Annotated in this window: 13 protein-coding genes; 11 read left to right on the forward strand and 2 right to left on the reverse strand. The window is 61.7% G+C overall.

The window, feature by feature from the left end; translation table 11 throughout:
• Positions 1-153: 153 nt before the first annotated feature.
• The gene (locus tag ACPPVR_RS07900) at positions 154-1,017 is read left to right on the forward strand and encodes a transglutaminase family protein (protein WP_426613671.1); all 864 of its coding nucleotides are present in this window, start codon (positions 154-156) and stop codon (positions 1,015-1,017) included.
• A 121-nt stretch (positions 1,018-1,138) separates the two neighbouring features.
• On the forward strand, positions 1,139-2,959 hold the full coding sequence (locus ACPPVR_RS07905) for an SLC13 family permease (protein WP_426613672.1): 1,821 nt from the start codon (positions 1,139-1,141) through the stop codon (positions 2,957-2,959).
• A 22-nt stretch (positions 2,960-2,981) separates the two neighbouring features.
• Here the strand turns inward: ACPPVR_RS07905 and ACPPVR_RS07910 are convergent, their stop codons facing one another.
• On the reverse strand, positions 2,982-3,170 hold the full coding sequence (locus ACPPVR_RS07910; protein ID WP_426613673.1) for a hypothetical protein: 189 nt from the start codon (positions 3,168-3,170) through the stop codon (positions 2,982-2,984).
• 226 nt (positions 3,171-3,396) lie between these two features.
• On the opposite strand from ACPPVR_RS07910, the gene ACPPVR_RS07915 reads away from it, so the two are divergent.
• The 3 genes from ACPPVR_RS07915 (at position 3,397) to ACPPVR_RS07925 (ending at position 6,893) form a co-directional block, all read left to right on the forward strand.
• Positions 3,397-4,602 (forward strand): LLM class flavin-dependent oxidoreductase, encoded by a 1,206-nt coding sequence (locus ACPPVR_RS07915; RefSeq protein WP_426613674.1) that lies wholly within the window; start codon positions 3,397-3,399, stop codon positions 4,600-4,602.
• 62 nt (positions 4,603-4,664) lie between these two features.
• Entirely contained in the window at positions 4,665-5,450 is a 786-nt protein-coding gene (locus tag ACPPVR_RS07920) for a helix-turn-helix transcriptional regulator (protein ID WP_426613675.1), read from the forward strand.
• A 234-nt stretch (positions 5,451-5,684) separates the two neighbouring features.
• Positions 5,685-6,893 carry an ABC transporter substrate-binding protein gene (locus ACPPVR_RS07925; RefSeq protein WP_426613676.1) on the forward strand — a complete coding sequence of 403 codons (1,209 nt, stop codon included), beginning with the start codon at positions 5,685-5,687 and terminating at the stop codon, positions 6,891-6,893.
• A 17-nt stretch (positions 6,894-6,910) separates the two neighbouring features.
• Here ACPPVR_RS07925 and ACPPVR_RS07930 read toward each other — a convergent pair whose 3' ends face one another.
• Positions 6,911-7,810, reverse strand: a complete 900-nt coding sequence (locus ACPPVR_RS07930; RefSeq protein ID WP_426613677.1) for a LysR family transcriptional regulator — start codon at positions 7,808-7,810, stop codon at positions 6,911-6,913.
• Between the two features lie 109 nt (positions 7,811-7,919).
• On the opposite strand from ACPPVR_RS07930, the gene ACPPVR_RS07935 reads away from it, so the two are divergent.
• From ACPPVR_RS07935 to ssuC, 6 genes are all read left to right on the forward strand, one after another.
• Positions 7,920-9,095, forward strand: coding sequence for an ABC transporter substrate-binding protein (locus tag ACPPVR_RS07935; protein WP_426613678.1), 1,176 nt, complete (start codon positions 7,920-7,922; stop codon positions 9,093-9,095).
• Positions 9,096-9,183: 88 nt separating this feature from the next.
• Positions 9,184-10,350 (forward strand): cytochrome P450, encoded by a 1,167-nt coding sequence (locus ACPPVR_RS07940; RefSeq protein WP_426613679.1) that lies wholly within the window; start codon positions 9,184-9,186, stop codon positions 10,348-10,350.
• Positions 10,351-10,730: 380 nt separating this feature from the next.
• Positions 10,731-11,681 (forward strand): sulfonate ABC transporter substrate-binding protein, encoded by a 951-nt coding sequence (locus tag ACPPVR_RS07945; RefSeq protein ID WP_426613680.1) that lies wholly within the window; start codon positions 10,731-10,733, stop codon positions 11,679-11,681.
• 38 nt (positions 11,682-11,719) lie between these two features.
• A complete protein-coding gene (locus tag ACPPVR_RS07950) occupies positions 11,720-12,673 on the forward strand; it encodes a sulfonate ABC transporter substrate-binding protein (RefSeq protein ID WP_426613681.1) in 954 nt (317 codons plus the stop codon).
• Positions 12,670-13,836: an FMNH2-dependent alkanesulfonate monooxygenase gene (gene ssuD, locus ACPPVR_RS07955; protein WP_426613682.1), complete on the forward strand. Its 1,167-nt coding sequence runs from the start codon at positions 12,670-12,672 to the stop codon at positions 13,834-13,836. Before ACPPVR_RS07950 ends, ssuD begins: the two co-directional genes overlap by 4 nt.
• Positions 13,833-14,639, forward strand: a complete 807-nt coding sequence (gene ssuC, locus ACPPVR_RS07960) for an aliphatic sulfonate ABC transporter permease SsuC (RefSeq protein WP_426613683.1) — start codon at positions 13,833-13,835, stop codon at positions 14,637-14,639. Before ssuD ends, ssuC begins: the two co-directional genes overlap by 4 nt.
• The last annotated feature ends 3 nt before the right edge of the window (positions 14,640-14,642 follow it).

Genomic DNA, 14,642 nt, shown 5'->3' on the forward strand with positions numbered 1-14,642 from the left:
GGCAACGATCGTTACCCAAAAAGCGAAGACGCTCTGCGGCTCCGGGGCCGCCAAGGCCGCATACTTCTTCTCTTGCCTCGGAAGTGCCTGCGACTTACACCCAGTGGTAGCGGGCGCCGCAACATCCATCGCTGCTGCGTGGGGGAGCTACATATGAGGCGAATCCGAATCATTCACAAGACCGAATATTTTTACAATCAGCCCGTCACCTTCGGCACTCATCGAGCCATGATGCGGCCTCGCGAGGGACATGACGTCCACATCGTGAGAGGGTCGGTCGATATCGAGCCGAACGCGGAAGTTCGCTGGTTGCGCGACAACTACGACAATGCCATCGCAGTCGTGACCTTTTTGGAATTATCCGACAAGCTCAGGATCGCAAGCGAGGTCGACGTCGACCTTTACTACGACGACCCCATTGAATGGCGGATTGCGCCATTCGCCAGTTCATTTCCCTTCCAATATCCTCCAGAAGAGCAACTTGAGCTGACGGTGTATCGTCTCCCGAGCTATATCTATGACGCGACCGCCCTGTTCGAATGGTTGCGCGACCTCTACAAACCCGGCCAGTTGATCGGCACGCTGGACCTTCTGAACAATCTGAATACTCACATCTACCGATCGTTCAAGTACGTTTCCCGCGAGGCTTTCGGGGTTCAATCACCCAACGAAACGCTGCGGCTCGGCAGCGGGACCTGTCGCGACTATGCGGTGTTCATGATGGAGGCTGCCCGCTACTGGGGATTTGGTGCGCGCTTTGTCACCGGCTACATCCAGATGGCCGAGGGGCAACACGGCGCCACGCACGCCTGGACCGAGATCTATATCCCCGGAGCCGGATGGCGCGGCTATGATCCTACCAACAACAAGATCGTCGGCAGTGAGCACATACCCGTCGCCGTGACGCGCGAACAGGAAAGGGCCTCGCCGCTTTCCGGCACGTGGGATGGTCCGGCGGATGCATTCAGCCGAATGAACGTCTCGGTGCAAGTCGTATCAATACCAGCATCACCATGATCGCAATCCACCGTCGATCACGGCAAGTGCGCGTTGACGGCCAGTCGACGTGTCCTTGATTCCCTCGCCGTCTTGTCATTATCATCTGAATTGAAGTCGGCGACCTCCATGGCGGACATTCATGTTTGATCTGACGATTGTCCTGGTCCTTCTTGGGGCGGCGATCGTGATGTTCGCGATCAACAGGCCGCGCCTGGACGTGGTCGCGCTGATCATGCTCCTTGCGCTCCCCTTCACCGGTGTCCTCACCATGGGTGAGGCATTGGCAGGTTTCAGCGATCCAAACATTGTTCTGATAGCCGCTCTCTTCGTGCTTGGCGACGGCTTGGTCCGAACGGGTGTCGCGCAGCGGCTGGGCGACTGGCTGATTGCGAAGGCCGGAGACAGCAGGATCACGCTGATTGTCCTGCTGATGACGGTCGTCGCTGGCCTCGGTGCGACGATGAGTTCGACGGCCGTTACCGCCATCTTCATTCCAGTCGCGTTGCGAATTGCAAACAGCACGGGTGTCGGACCGGGCCAACTGATGATGCCCCTCAGTTTCGCGGCGCTCATAAGCGGAATGCTGACGCTTGTTGCGACGGCACCAAACCTGGTCGTCAACGGTGAACTCGAGCGTCACGGGATTGAAGGATTTCGTTTCTTCAGCTTCACGCCGTTCGGCTTGCCGATCCTCGCCCTGGGCATTCTGTACATGTGCTTCGCGCATCGCTGGCTGCCCAACAAGGTGGAGGCGAAGAACGCCGGCAGCCCGAACTTCTCTGTCTGGATCGATGAATACAAGCTCGCGGAGCGCGAATACCGGCTTCGCGTGACGGAACAATCATCCCTCGCCGGCATGACCATCGAAGCCCTGGACCTTCGCGGCTCGTCCGGAGCAAGCATTGTGGCCGTAGAACGCAGCCGCAGATTTTCAAAGGAGGTTCTGCGTCCCACCGCCAAGCTGGAGCTCGCGGTCAATGATGTCTTGCTGATCGATCTGTTTGCAAACCACAGCAACATAGCTGAGCTTCGTCATCAATTTGCGCTGGAAGAGCTTCCGTTGAGCGGAAGCTATTTCACCGATCGATCGCAGGAAATCGGCATGGTGGAGGTCTTGTTGGTGCCGACTTCGGATCTCATCGGCAAGACGATCGTCCAGGCAAAGTTTCGCAGTCGGTTCGGATTGACCGTGATCGGCCTGCGGCGCGGCGTGGCTGCGCATCAAGACGACCTTCTGAACGATGCGCTGGCGGTCGGCGACATGCTGTTGCTGATTGGCCCCTGGGGGGACATCGAAGAGCTCCAGTCTGCCAATACGGATTTGGTCACGATCAGGCTGCCTGCCGAGTCCGGGCAGGTTCTCCAGGTACCGGGCAAGGCGCCGCAGGCGGTGATTTGCCTGGCGCTCGTCGTTGGTTTGATGGTCAGCGGCCTGATCCCGAATGTGCAGGCCGCCCTGATCGGATGCATGCTGATGGGCGCACTGGGCTGTATCGACATTACCAGCGCCTATCGTTCGGTCGACTGGAAGACCATTGTCCTGATTGTCGGGATGTTGCCGTTTTCGGTCGCACTTGAGAGAACCGGCGGGGTTGAACTGGCGGCTGATGGGCTAAGAGCCATCACCAGCGGTGCCGGCCATCACGTCATGCTGGCCACGCTCTTTGCCATGACGGCGCTGCTTGGGATGTTTATCTCGAATACCGCGACGGCAGTGTTGATGGCCCCCGTCGCCATCGCTGTCGCGAATGAAATGCATGCCTCGCCGTATCCGTTTGCAATGACCGTGGCCCTGGCTGCTTCGACTGCGTTCATGACGCCTGTGTCGTCACCGGTTAACACGTTGGTGGTCGCCCCCGGACATTACACGTTCGGTGACTTTGTGCGCGTTGGCGTGCCGTTTTCCCTGGTCGCTTTGATAGTCTGCACCTTGCTCGTGCCCTGGCTGTTGCCGCTCTGAACCGGGCAACGTCTTGAATTTGTTAAACGTGATTTGCTTCGCGATCTCGTCGGTCGCCGAGAACGAGGAGCATGATGGGCGCTAACGGCCCGACGCAGAACGCGATCCAGAACCAAAGCTTGCGCGATCTGCCACGCTCCCGGGCCATCTCGGTGGCAAGGGGCATCGCCGCAAAGAAAACGATAAAAATGAAAATCGACCACGCGTCCATCTGACCGTCTCCGACCGCCATCGCAACCATAACACAGAACCCGCGCTCGAATGCCGGGCTCAGCGAAAAGTGAGGTAGCCCCTAGTCGCGGGCTCCCGTTTTGGCCGACCTTCCAGTTCGGATGAAAGAGCAGACCGTTCTCCCGCAAGGCGGAATTGCGACCGCGTAGACAGCGCCGCCCCGCTCACTAAGATGAGCGCAACAAAAAATAGGCGGGAGGGGCGTCATGAAGTTCGGCATCTTCTACGAGCTGCAGCTGCCACGGCCCTGGGTGGCCGGCGACGAGCTCAGGCTCTACCAGAACGCGCTCTCGCAGCTGGAACTCGCCGACAAGCACGGCTACGACCACGCCTGGGTCGTCGAGCATCATTTCCTCGAGGAATATTCGCACTCGCCCTCGCCGGAATCCTTCCTCGCCGCGGCCAGCCAGCGCACGAAAAACATCCGGCTCGGCCACGGCATTCTCCAGCTCACCACCAATCATCCCGCCCGCGTCGCCGAGCGTGTCGCGGTGCTGGACCTGCTCTCGAACGGCCGCTGTGAGTTCGGCATGGGCGAGAGCGCCTCGATCACCGAGCTGACGCCGTTCGGCCGCGACATGGAGACCAAGAAGGAAGTGTTCGAGGAGGCCGTAGCGGCGATCTTCCCGATGTTCAGGGACGCCGGCAGCGAGCATCACGGCAAGCATTTCGACATCCCGTTGCGCAATGTGGTGCCGAAGCCGGTGCAAAAGCCGCATCCGCCGCTGTGGATGGCTTGCTCGCAGCTGCCGACCATCGAGCGCGCCGGCCGTCACGGCTTTGGCGCGCTCGGCTTCCAGTTCGTCAGCGCTGATGCCGCGCACGCCTGGGTGCACGCCTATTACAACGCGATGACCAAGCGGCTCAAAAAGCTCGCCGACTACGAGATCAACCCGAACATGGCGCTGGTGTCGTTCTTCATGTGCGCCAAGACCGACGAGGAGGCACGCGCCCGTGCCGATGGCGCCACCTTCTTCCAGTTCGCGCTGCGCTTCTACGGTGCTTCGCAGAACCGTCAGCGGCCTGCGCCCTACACCGTCAACATGTGGGACGAGTACAATAAGTGGAAGCGCGAGAACCCGGAAGCGCAGGAGGCGGCGCTGCGCGGCGGCCTGATCGGCTCGCCGGAGACGATCCGCAAGAAGCTCAAGCGTTTTCAAGGCTCGCATATCGACCAGGTCATCCTGCTCAATCAGGCCGGCAAGAACAGCCACGAGCACATCTGCGAATCGCTGGAGCTGTTCGGCCGCGAGGTGATGCCGGAGTTCCAGAACGATCCGGCGCAAGCGGCCTGGAAGCAGGGTGTCATGAGCGGCGACATCAAGCTCGAGGAGATCGACACCGAGGCCTTCACCGACCGCTACGGCAAGCTCGCGGTCAGCGTCGAGCCGGCGAAGGCGGCGGCGGGGTAGGCGGACTTCCGGCGTGCTGCCTTTGCTGATAAGTTTCGGCAAAACGCGGCAGGGAGAAAACAATGCGGCCCCACGGGACAGGCTCAGGCTTGGCGGCTGGCGATGTCACGCCCGCGGTGCTCGCCATCGGCCGGCCGGATTTTCCCAACGTGCTGATCGAGACGCTGCGCCGGCAAGCCGGAGTCGGCCATTGCATGGTGTTTGCGCTGAGCCGCGCGGGCGCGGCGAGTTGCCTGCTCGATGCCGGTAACATCCCGACCGGCAGCGATCTCGGCGCCGCCTATGCCGGCCAGTTCCACGAATCCGATCCCAATCGCGATGCACTGTTCGAAGGCGCGGGCAGCGCGCCGATCATGCTGCCGTCGTTCGCGCCGCGCATGTATGGCGCGCGCTACCGGAAAATCTTCTTTGCGGATTCCGGCATCGTCGACAAATGCGCAACCGCGATCTGGGTCGACGACACCTGCTTCTATGTCAATTTCTACCGCATCGCCGCCCAGGGCCGCTTCAGCGACGCCCAGCGCGCGCAGCTCAGAGCCATCGCGCCGGCGATCGGCGCAAGCGTGGCGCGCCATTTCCAGCACAGCACGGCGGCACCCGAGCAAAATCTCCCCGCGCTGTTTGCGACCCGCGTTCCACTCGCCGATCTCACGCCGCGCGAGCAGGAGGTCTGCCGGCACATCCTGCTCGGTCTCAGCTCGGAGGCGATCTCGCAAGCGCTTGGTATCAGCCTGCATTCGACGCTGACCTACCGCAAGCGCGCCTATGAGCGGCTCGGCATTTCCGCGCAGAACGAATTGTTTTCGATCGTGCTGCGCCTGCTCGCGGGGCCTAGCCGCCTGAACTAAGGGGTACGCTAAGTCCGTGATCTCTGCTTCCGAGCGCAAAGCGGACGCTCTATCGCTGGTGGGCGGGAATACGGCGGGACATCCCATTAGCGGACATTTAAACAGGCAGCGGTGGCTGCGGCCGACTTCGAAAACGGCTCTCGAACAGCAAGACTTCTTGTGTCTTCGTAGTGAGCGATTTACGTTGAACAGCCCGACAAACAGCGTACCGAGTTCGTGGGCGGCAGGGACGTCATGCGATTGCAAAATGTCCTTATTTTAGTTCTTGCTGCCGCGACCTTTGGAGCGCGTGGCGCAATTGCGCAGATTTCCGATGATGTCGTCAGGATCGGGGTGCTCAACGACCAGTCCGGCCTTTATGCTGATCTGGGCGGTCAGGGCTCGGTCGTTGCTGCGCGCATGGCGGTCGAAGATGCCGGTGGCGCCGTGTTGGGCAGGCCCGTTGAGATCATTTTCGCCGACCATCAGAACAAGGCTGATATCGGGATGGCCGTCGCGCGCCGCTGGTTCGAAACCGCCGGTGTTGACATGGCGATCGGATTTGACAATTCAGCCGTGGCGCTCGCGGTCGAACAACTTGCCGCCGACCACAGCCGGATCGTCATCGCCGGCGCGGTGGGGAGCACCGCCTTTACCGGCAAGGGATGTACGCCGACGGAGGCATCCTGGGTCCACGACAGTTATGCGCTCACAACCAGTCTGGCCAGGTCCATCGTGGCGGAAGGCCGCGATACCTGGTTCTTCATCACGGTGGATTATGCGTTCGGCCATTCGCTGGAGGCGGATGCAACCAGCGCGGTGCAGGCTGCCGGAGGCAAGGTGCTCGGCAGCGTACGGCATCCGCTCAACACTTCGGACTTCAGCAGCTACCTGCTTCAAGCGCAGGCGTCCGGTGCGAAGGTGGTGGCTTTCGCCAACTCCGGCGGAGACATGATCAACGCCGTCAAGCAGGCCAACGAATTCGGGCTGACGAAAAACCAAACTATGGTCTCTTTGCTGGTCTTCATTTCCGACGTTCACAGCATGGAGCTGCAGGCTGCGCAGGGCTTGAAGTTCGTGACGGCGTTCTACTGGGATCGCAACGATCAAACTCGGGCGTGGTCGAAACGCTTTTTCGAGCGGCACGGGAAAATGCCGACGATGGCGCAGGCCGGTACCTATTCGGCCGTCCGTCATTACCTCGCATCGATCGCCGCCGCCGGTACGGACGAGGCGAAGGCAGTCATGGTCAAAATGCGCGAACTGCCGGTGAACGATTTCTACACCAGCAACGGCCGGGTCCGGGAAGACGGCCGGATGGTCCACGACATGTATTTTGCGCAGGTGAAAAAGCCGTCGGAATCGATCGGGCCCTGGGACTATTACAACATTCTGAGTGTGATCCCGGGTAGTCAGGCGTTCCGTGCGGCGGCGGACAGCGGTTGTCCGCTGGTCGTGCACTGATTTTACCTGAGAGAGATTTAGCTACCCGCGGTAAGCACCGGGCGCACGCTGTCGATCTCCTCAATGATGAAATCAAAGAATGTCCGGACGCGCGGCATGTGCCGGAGGTCGGGGTGGGTCAGCAGGTAAATTGGCGAATAGAGTCCGGGCAATGGACCCAGCACGGATACAAGATCGCTGTCCCGAATTGCCAGCGGCACGGGTAGCGGTGCGAGACCCGCGCCCGACTTCACGGTCATGAGCAGTCCCGGCACAGTGTCGCTTCGGGCAACTACCCTAGCCGTGGGCGCCACCGACCGAAGCCATTTGGCGGCGTGGTGGTCCCTGATGTCGCCGTCGAATTCGATCACTGAATGCTTCGCGATATCTTCAGTCCGCTCCACCCGGCCGTGGCGCGCGAGGTAGCCGCGACTGCAATAGAGCGCCCAGGGCACATCCGCGATTTTGCGTCCAACGAGCGCTTCTTCATTCGGCACGCCGGCGCGGATCGCGACGTCGGCTTCGCCCTTGGCAATATTGAGGAAGTGGTCGCTCATGATCAGTTCGACCCGCAGGCCAGTGTGGCGACTATGAAAGGTTTCGAGCAGCGGCGACTGCATCAAGCGGAAACCGATCGACTCCGAACATGTCACCCTGATCGTGCCGGTCGGTGTCTCGTCTGCCGCAACGAGATAGCGCTCGAGCGAGCCGATCGCCTTTTCGACCTGTTCAGCCCAAGGCTGCAACCGCGTGCCGAACTCGGTCAGGCGATAACCCGTCGCATGCCGGATAACGATATTTCGCCCGACACGTTTTTCCAGTTCGAGCAGCCGCCGATGGACGGTCGACTGGCTGAGATTGAGCGCCTTCGCGGCTGCGATCGTGCTGCCATGCCGGGCTACCGCCAAAAAATACCGAAGATCGTCCCAGTCAAACATGAGTTATTCAATCTTGACTTGGCGCGACGCAATCTTGCTGCTGCCGTCTGTGGGAAAATGCGCCTAAGGCTGCTTCATTGATAGTCGATACTAAGGGAGGCAGCCTGTCATGCTTAAGAAATCGCATTATCTATTTGCGGTGTCGGCCTTCGCTGGTTCGTTGTTTGCCGGCGATGTTGCGGCGCAAGATACAGTCAAAATCGGGCTCGTCATGCCGCTCACCGGGGCATTGGGTCCGGTCGGAAAGCAGGCCGTAGCCGGCGCCCGCCTTTATGTGGCGCAGCACGGCGATACGGTCGCCGGCCGCAAGATCGAGCTGATCGTCAGGGACGACGCCAGCCTTCCCGACAATTCGAAGCGGATAACCCAGGAACTGATCGTCTCCGACAAGGTCGCCATTCTTGGCGGCGGCCTGACGCCGAACGTGCTGGCCATTGCGCCACTGGTCAACGAAAGCAAGACGGCGACGGTGGTCATGGTCTCGGGGACGTCGATCGTTACGGAGCGATCGCCGTATTTCGTCCGCACCAGTTGGACCCACGCCCAGCAGGCCAGCGTACTTGCCAACTGGGCCGCAAAGAACGGGTCGAAGCACGTCACCATCATCGCGTCGGACTGGGCGCCGGGGTATGAGGCTTCCGGGGTGTTTTCCTCCACCTTCACGCAAGCGGGCGGCGCCATCGTGGAAGCGCTCAAGGTGCCTCTCGCGAACCCGGACTTCGCGCCATTCCTGCAGCGCGCGCGCGATGGCAATCCGGACACACTTTTCGTCTTCGTCCCCGCAGGTCAGGCGGCCGTGCTTGCGAAGCAATTCGTCGAACGCGGGCTGGACAAATCGGGCATCAAGCTAATCGGTCCGGGCGACATCACCGATGACGAAGACCTGCCAGGCATGAGCGATGCGATGATCGGTACCGTCACGGCCGGCTTCTATTCCGCCTATCATCCCTCTGCGTTGAACAAAGAATATGTCGCGGCCTTCCAGAAGGCCAACGCCAACGTGAGACCGAACTTCATCAGCGTCAGCGCCTATGACGGCATGCACCTCATCTATGAGGCACTCAAGAAGACCGAAGGCAAAACGGATGGTCCTGCGCTCGTCGAGGCCATGAAGGGAATGGCGTGGGAGAGTCCGCGCGGCCCGATGTCGATTGATTCAAGGACGCGCGATGTTGTCCATAACATCTATATTCGCCGCGTCGAGAAGGTTAATGGCGCGCTTTACAGCGTCGAATTCGAGACCTTCAAGGCGGTCAACGATCCGACCAAGGTCGCAAACAAATAGTCTTGTCTGTCCCTATCGCTAGGGACAGACGTCGGCGCCTGGGTTCGCTAGTCTGGCCTGGAGCACACGAGAATCCAGGGAGACCGCCTTGAGCACCGCGCCGCGCATCGACATCGACCCGGCCGCGTTCTGGGCCGATCCCTATCCGATGCTTGCGAAGCTGCGGAAGGAGGCGCCGATCGCCTTCGTGCCGCAGCTCGGCTCGACGCTGCTGAGCTGCCGCGACGACATCTCGATCTCCGAGAAGCAGATCGACGTGTTCTCCTCGCACCAGCCCGCCGGCCTGATGAACCGGCTGATGGGCCACAACATGATGCGCAAGGACGGCGAGGCGCATCAGGTCGAGCGCCGCGCGATGTTTCCGACGGTGTCGCCGAAGACGGTGAAAGCGCACTGGACCGCGTTGTTCCAGGCTCATGCCGACCGCATCCTCGAGGCGATCGCGCCGGGGCGGATTGATTTCATGCGCGACTTCGCGCTGCCGTTCTCCGGAGAGTGCCTGAAGTCCATCACCGGCCTCACTAACATCGACTTCCACGACATGGATGCCTGGTCGCAAGGCATGATCGAAGGCATCGCCAATTACAGCGGCGATCCCGCGGTCGAGGCGCGCTGCCATGCTGCGACATCAGGCATCGATGCGGCGATCGACGACATTCTGCCGGTGATGCGCAATAAGCCGGACCAAAGCATCCTCGGCGTGCTGCTCGCTGCGGGCATGCCGATGGAGAGCGTGCGCGCAAATGTAAAACTCGCGATCTCCGGCGGTCAGAACGAGCCGCGCAAGGCGATCGCCGGTACGGTGTGGGCGCTGCTGACCCATCCCGACCAGCTCGACCTCGTGCGCAACGGCGAGGTGTCCTGGCTCGAGGCGTTCGAGGAATACGCCCGCTGGATCTCGCCGATCGGCATGTCGCCGCGGCGCATCGCAAAGCCGTGGAGCATTCGCGACGTGTCGTTCGAGCTTGATGAGCGCGTGTTCCTGATGTTCGGCTCGGCCAACCGCGACGAGAAGCATTTTGAGCGGGCCGACCAATTCGACGTGCGGCGTGATACGGCCAAGAGCGTTGCCTTCGGCGCCGGTCCGCATTTCTGCGCCGGTGCCTGGGCCTCCCGCGCCATGATCGCCGATGTCGCGCTGCCGACCGTGTTCGCAAAAGTAAAGAATTTACAAATCGCCGACGACGAGCCGGTGCGGATCGGCGGCTGGGCGTTTCGCGGGCTGCTCAATTTGCCGGTGAAATGGTTGCATTAGGCCGGCAGGTGACCGTGCGCGCCACAACAGCGCCCAGTCCGCGACGATGTCATCATGCTCCTGTTTTGCCCGACGGCGCAAACGACTTTGTCTGCCGCGTAAGTCATTGATCCGACTATCGTGGGCTACTGTGCATGGGGTTGTTTTTCACATTTTATGCCTGGCCTCGGAGCGTTGGCCCTAATCCGGGCGGCTCTCACATTCGCGTGCGGAAAAAAATCCCTCTGCGTGAGCGCGACCGCTTGAAAGATTAATCATGCGCTTTTCGGAAGCGCAGTGCTCGCATCGCTATTTTTCCGCCTGTCTCGACACCTCCGACAACCCGCACCATCATTCTTCAAACGTGAATGATGACGGCCATGTGCGGCCGGGAGCTCGGAATGCAGCGTCGGAACTTTCTGAAATTGTCCGCTGGAACCGCAATCGCGGCAGCGTTTGCGTCGCGCGCGACCGCGCAAGCGGGCGTGAAGGAAATACGTATCGGCTACCAGAAGACCGGCGTGCTGGTTATCACGCGCCAGCAGGCATCCTTGGAAAAACATTTCACCCCGCAAGGCATCGAGGTCAAATGGGTCGAATTCTCATCGGGGCCGCCGATGATGGAGGCGATGAATGTCGGCAGCATCGATTATGGTGCGGTCGGTGATTCCCCGCCGGTGTTCGCCCAGGCCGCGGGCGCCGCGATCGTCTATGCCGCCGGCCAGCCCATCACCAACGGCCAGGGCATTCTGGTGCCGAAGGATTCGCCGATCCGCGTCATCGCCGATCTCAAGGGCAAGCGCATCGGCTTCACCAAGGGGTCCAGCGCCCACAACGTCGTGGTGCAGACGCTGGAGAAGGCCGGTCTCACCTATGCCGACATCACCCCGGTCTATCTGACGCCGCCGGACGCGGGCCCTGCCTTTGCCAATGGCAGCATCGACGCCTGGGCGATCTGGGATCCGTATTTTGCGATCGGCGAGACCAAGCAGAGCGGCCGCATCCTGATCAATTCACGTGAAGTCACCAAGACCAATTCCTTCTACATCGCCAATCGCGATTTCGCCAAGAACCACGGCCCCATCCTGCAGCAGATCGTCGACGTGACGACCGCGACCGGTAAATGGGCCGAACAGCATCGCGACGAGGTCGCCAAATCGCTGGCCGCGGTGACCGGCGTCCCGCTGGACATCCAGACCGTCGCTGCCAACCGCTCGAACTTCGTGATCGGTCCCGTTACCGACGACATCGTCGCGACCCAGCAGGGCGTCGCCGATCGCTTCTACAGACTGGGCCTGATCCCGAAGCCGGTCGTCATCCGCGACATCGTCTGGCGCAGCGCGGCGACCTGATCGTGCCGACCAATCTCCCCATATCAAAAGGTCTAGACATGAGGCGCATCGTTCAACGTCTGATCGCAGCCATCGTCCTGTCGATCGGCATCGTCGCAGCCGCAGTCGGCACGTCCTATGGCCAGGATAAGGTCGTTCGCATCGGCTACCAGAAATACGGCAAGCTGGTGCTGCTCAAGAGCAAGGGCACGCTGGAGCCGAAGCTTGCTGCCGACGGCTACAAGGTGGTGTGGACCGAATTCCCCTCGGGCCCGCCGCTGCTCGAAGCGCTCAATGTCGGCGCGATCGATTTCGGAAACACCGGCGAAGCCCCGCCGATCTTCGCGCAGGCCGCCGGCGCGCCGATCCAGTATGTCGCCTATGAGCCGCCAGCGCCGAAGGGCGAGGCGATTTTGGTGCCGAAGGACAGCCCGCTGAAGTCGGTCGCCGACCTCAAGGGCAAGAAAGTCGCGCTAAACAAGGGCTCCAACGTCCACTATCTCCTGGTCAAGGCGCTGGAGAAGGCGGGTGTCAAATATTCGGAAGTTGAGCCCGTGTTCCTCGCACCGGCCGATGCGCGTGCCGCCTTCGAGCGCGGCGCGGTCGATGCCTGGGTGATCTGGGATCCGTTCCAGGCGGCGGCTGAAGCCGCCACCGGCGCGCGCACGCTCGCTGACGGCACCGACATCGTCGCCAATTACCAGTTCTATTTCTCCTCGAAGAAATTCCTCGAAGCCAACCCGAAGATCGTCGATGCCGTGCTCGCCGAGCTGAGCTCCGTCGACGATTGGGCCAAGGGCGACATTCACGCGGTCGCCGAGCAGCTGGCGCCGGCGATCGGGTTGTCCGTTCCGGTGGTCGAGGTGGCGCTGAAGCGGCAGTCCTACGGCATCAAGCCGTTGACCGATGCAGTGATCGCCGACCAGCAGCAGGTTGCGGATGCGTTCTTCGCGCTCAACCTGATCCCCAAGACAATCAAGATTTCCGACGTGGCGCGGAGGCCAGGTTCATGAGTCAGCAAGACAAGGCCAACATCCTCTGGTTCCTGCCGACCCACGGTGACGGCCGCTATCTCGGCACCGGCATCGGCGGCCGCGAGGTCAATTTCAACTATCTGCGCCAGATCGCACAGGCTGCCGACCAGCTCGGCTATTACGGCGTACTTCTGCCCACTGGCCGGAGCTGCGAGGATTCCTGGGTCGTGGCCTCCAGCGTCGCGCCGTTCACCGAGCGGTTGCGCTATCTCGTGGCGGTGCGCCCCGGCCTGCAATCGCCGACCGTGGCAGCGCGCATGACGGCGACGCTCGATCGCATTACCAACGGCCGGCTGCTCGTCAACGTCGTCACCGGCGGCGATCCCGTCGAGAACAAGGGCGACGGCATCTTCCTCAGCCATGACGAGCGCTACGAAGTCACCCGCGAGTTCCTCAACGTCTATAGCGACCTGCTCGCGGGCAAGACGGTCGATGTCGAGGGCAAGCACATCCATGTCGAGGGCGGCAAGCTGCTGTTTCCCCCGGTGCAGTCACCGCGGCCGCCGCTCTATTTCGGCGGCTCGTCGGATGCCGGGATTGACGTTGCCGTCGACGCTGTCGACAAATACCTCACCTGGGGCGAGCCTCCGGCTCTGGTCGCCGAGAAGGTCGCGAAGGTGAAGGCGGCCGCAGAGGCGCGCGGCCGAAAGCTCTCCTTCGGCATCCGCCTCCACGTGATTGTCCGCGAAACCAACGAGGAAGCCTGGCGCGCCGCCAACGAGCTGATCAAGCATGTCAGCGACGATACGATCGCGACTGCGCAGAAGAACTTCGCGCGGATGGACTCGGTCGGTCAGCAGCGCATGGCGCAGCTCCATGGTGGCAAGCGCGACAAGCTCGAGATCGCGCCAAATCTGTGGGCCGGCGTTGGCCTGGTGCGCGGCGGTGCCGGCACGGCGCTGGTCGGCGACGCCGAGACCGTGGCGGCGCGCATCAAGGAGTATCAGGACATCGGCATCGATACCTTCATCCTGTCGGGTTACCCGCATCTCGAGGAAGCCTATCGCTTCGCCGAGTTGGTCTTCCCGCTGCTCTCGCTGGACCTGCCGAGCAACGTGACCAGGCTTCACTTCAATGGCGGTCCTTTCGGCGAGACGGTCGGCAGTGATTATCGTCCGCAGCATCGGGTGTCGCAGTCATGAGCCTGATCGACAGTATTTCGCTCCCGCGCAACTTCCGCCTGCCGCGCGTCGACGGCCTGATCCAGTGGATCGTGCCGCTCGCCATCGTCGTGGTCTGGCAGATCGCCTGCGTCACCGGCTTCGTGCCAACCCGCGTGCTGCCCGCCCCGAGCGACGTTGCGCTGGCCGGCTGGAAGCTGCTGCTCTCCGGCGAACTCATCCGCAACATCTGGGTGTCGTTCTGGCGCGCCTCGATCGGCTTTTTGATCGGCGGCAGCATCGGCTTCGCGTTCGGGCTCGCCAACGGCCTGTCGCAGCTCTCGGCAAAACTTACCGACACCACGCTCCAGATGGTGCGCAACGTGCCGCATCTGGCGCTGATCCCGCTGGTCATTCTGTGGTTCGGCATCGACGAGAGCGCAAAGCTGTTCCTGGTCGCGCTCGGCGTTTTCTTCCCGATCTACCTCAACACGCTGCACGGCATCCGTACGGTCGATCCCCAGCTGATCGAGATGGGCCGCATCTACGGCATGAGCGACAGCGAACTGTTCCGCCGCGTGATCTTCCCGGGCGCGCTGCCCTCGATCTTCGTCGGCATCCGCTTTGCGCTCGGCATCATGTGGCTGACGCTGATCGTGGCAGAGACCATCGCGGCCTCTTCGGGCCTCGGCTACATGGCGATGCAGGCGCGCGAGTTCATGCTGATCGACGTCGTCGTGCTCTCGATCCTGATCTACGCTTTGCTCGGCAAGCTCGCCGACAGCGCCTCCCGCGTGCTGGAGCGCCTGACGCTCTCCTGGCACCCCGCCTTCCAGAAACGCTGAGAG

It is taken from the genome of Bradyrhizobium sp. McL0616, from assembly GCF_049993385.1.
Taxonomy (GTDB): domain Bacteria; phylum Pseudomonadota; class Alphaproteobacteria; order Rhizobiales; family Xanthobacteraceae; genus Bradyrhizobium.

What these genes read in the sequence shown, in the direction of transcription:
- ACPPVR_RS07900 (WP_426613671.1), top strand. Translation starts at nt 154, where the DNA reads ATGAGGCGAATCCGAATCATTCACAAGACCGAATATTTTTACAATCAG.
- ACPPVR_RS07905 (WP_426613672.1), top strand. Translation starts at nt 1,139, where the DNA reads ATGTTTGATCTGACGATTGTCCTGGTCCTTCTTGGGGCGGCGATCGTG.
- ACPPVR_RS07910 (WP_426613673.1), bottom strand. Translation starts at nt 3,170, where the DNA reads ATGGACGCGTGGTCGATTTTCATTTTTATCGTTTTCTTTGCGGCGATG.
- ACPPVR_RS07915 (WP_426613674.1), top strand. Translation starts at nt 3,397, where the DNA reads ATGAAGTTCGGCATCTTCTACGAGCTGCAGCTGCCACGGCCCTGGGTG.
- ACPPVR_RS07920 (WP_426613675.1), top strand. Translation starts at nt 4,665, where the DNA reads ATGCGGCCCCACGGGACAGGCTCAGGCTTGGCGGCTGGCGATGTCACG.
- ACPPVR_RS07925 (WP_426613676.1), top strand. Translation starts at nt 5,685, where the DNA reads ATGCGATTGCAAAATGTCCTTATTTTAGTTCTTGCTGCCGCGACCTTT.
- ACPPVR_RS07930 (WP_426613677.1), bottom strand. Translation starts at nt 7,810, where the DNA reads ATGTTTGACTGGGACGATCTTCGGTATTTTTTGGCGGTAGCCCGGCAT.
- ACPPVR_RS07935 (WP_426613678.1), top strand. Translation starts at nt 7,920, where the DNA reads ATGCTTAAGAAATCGCATTATCTATTTGCGGTGTCGGCCTTCGCTGGT.
- ACPPVR_RS07945 (WP_426613680.1), top strand. Translation starts at nt 10,731, where the DNA reads ATGCAGCGTCGGAACTTTCTGAAATTGTCCGCTGGAACCGCAATCGCG.
- ACPPVR_RS07950 (WP_426613681.1), top strand. Translation starts at nt 11,720, where the DNA reads ATGAGGCGCATCGTTCAACGTCTGATCGCAGCCATCGTCCTGTCGATC.
- ssuD (WP_426613682.1), top strand. Translation starts at nt 12,670, where the DNA reads ATGAGTCAGCAAGACAAGGCCAACATCCTCTGGTTCCTGCCGACCCAC.
- ssuC (WP_426613683.1), top strand. Translation starts at nt 13,833, where the DNA reads ATGAGCCTGATCGACAGTATTTCGCTCCCGCGCAACTTCCGCCTGCCG.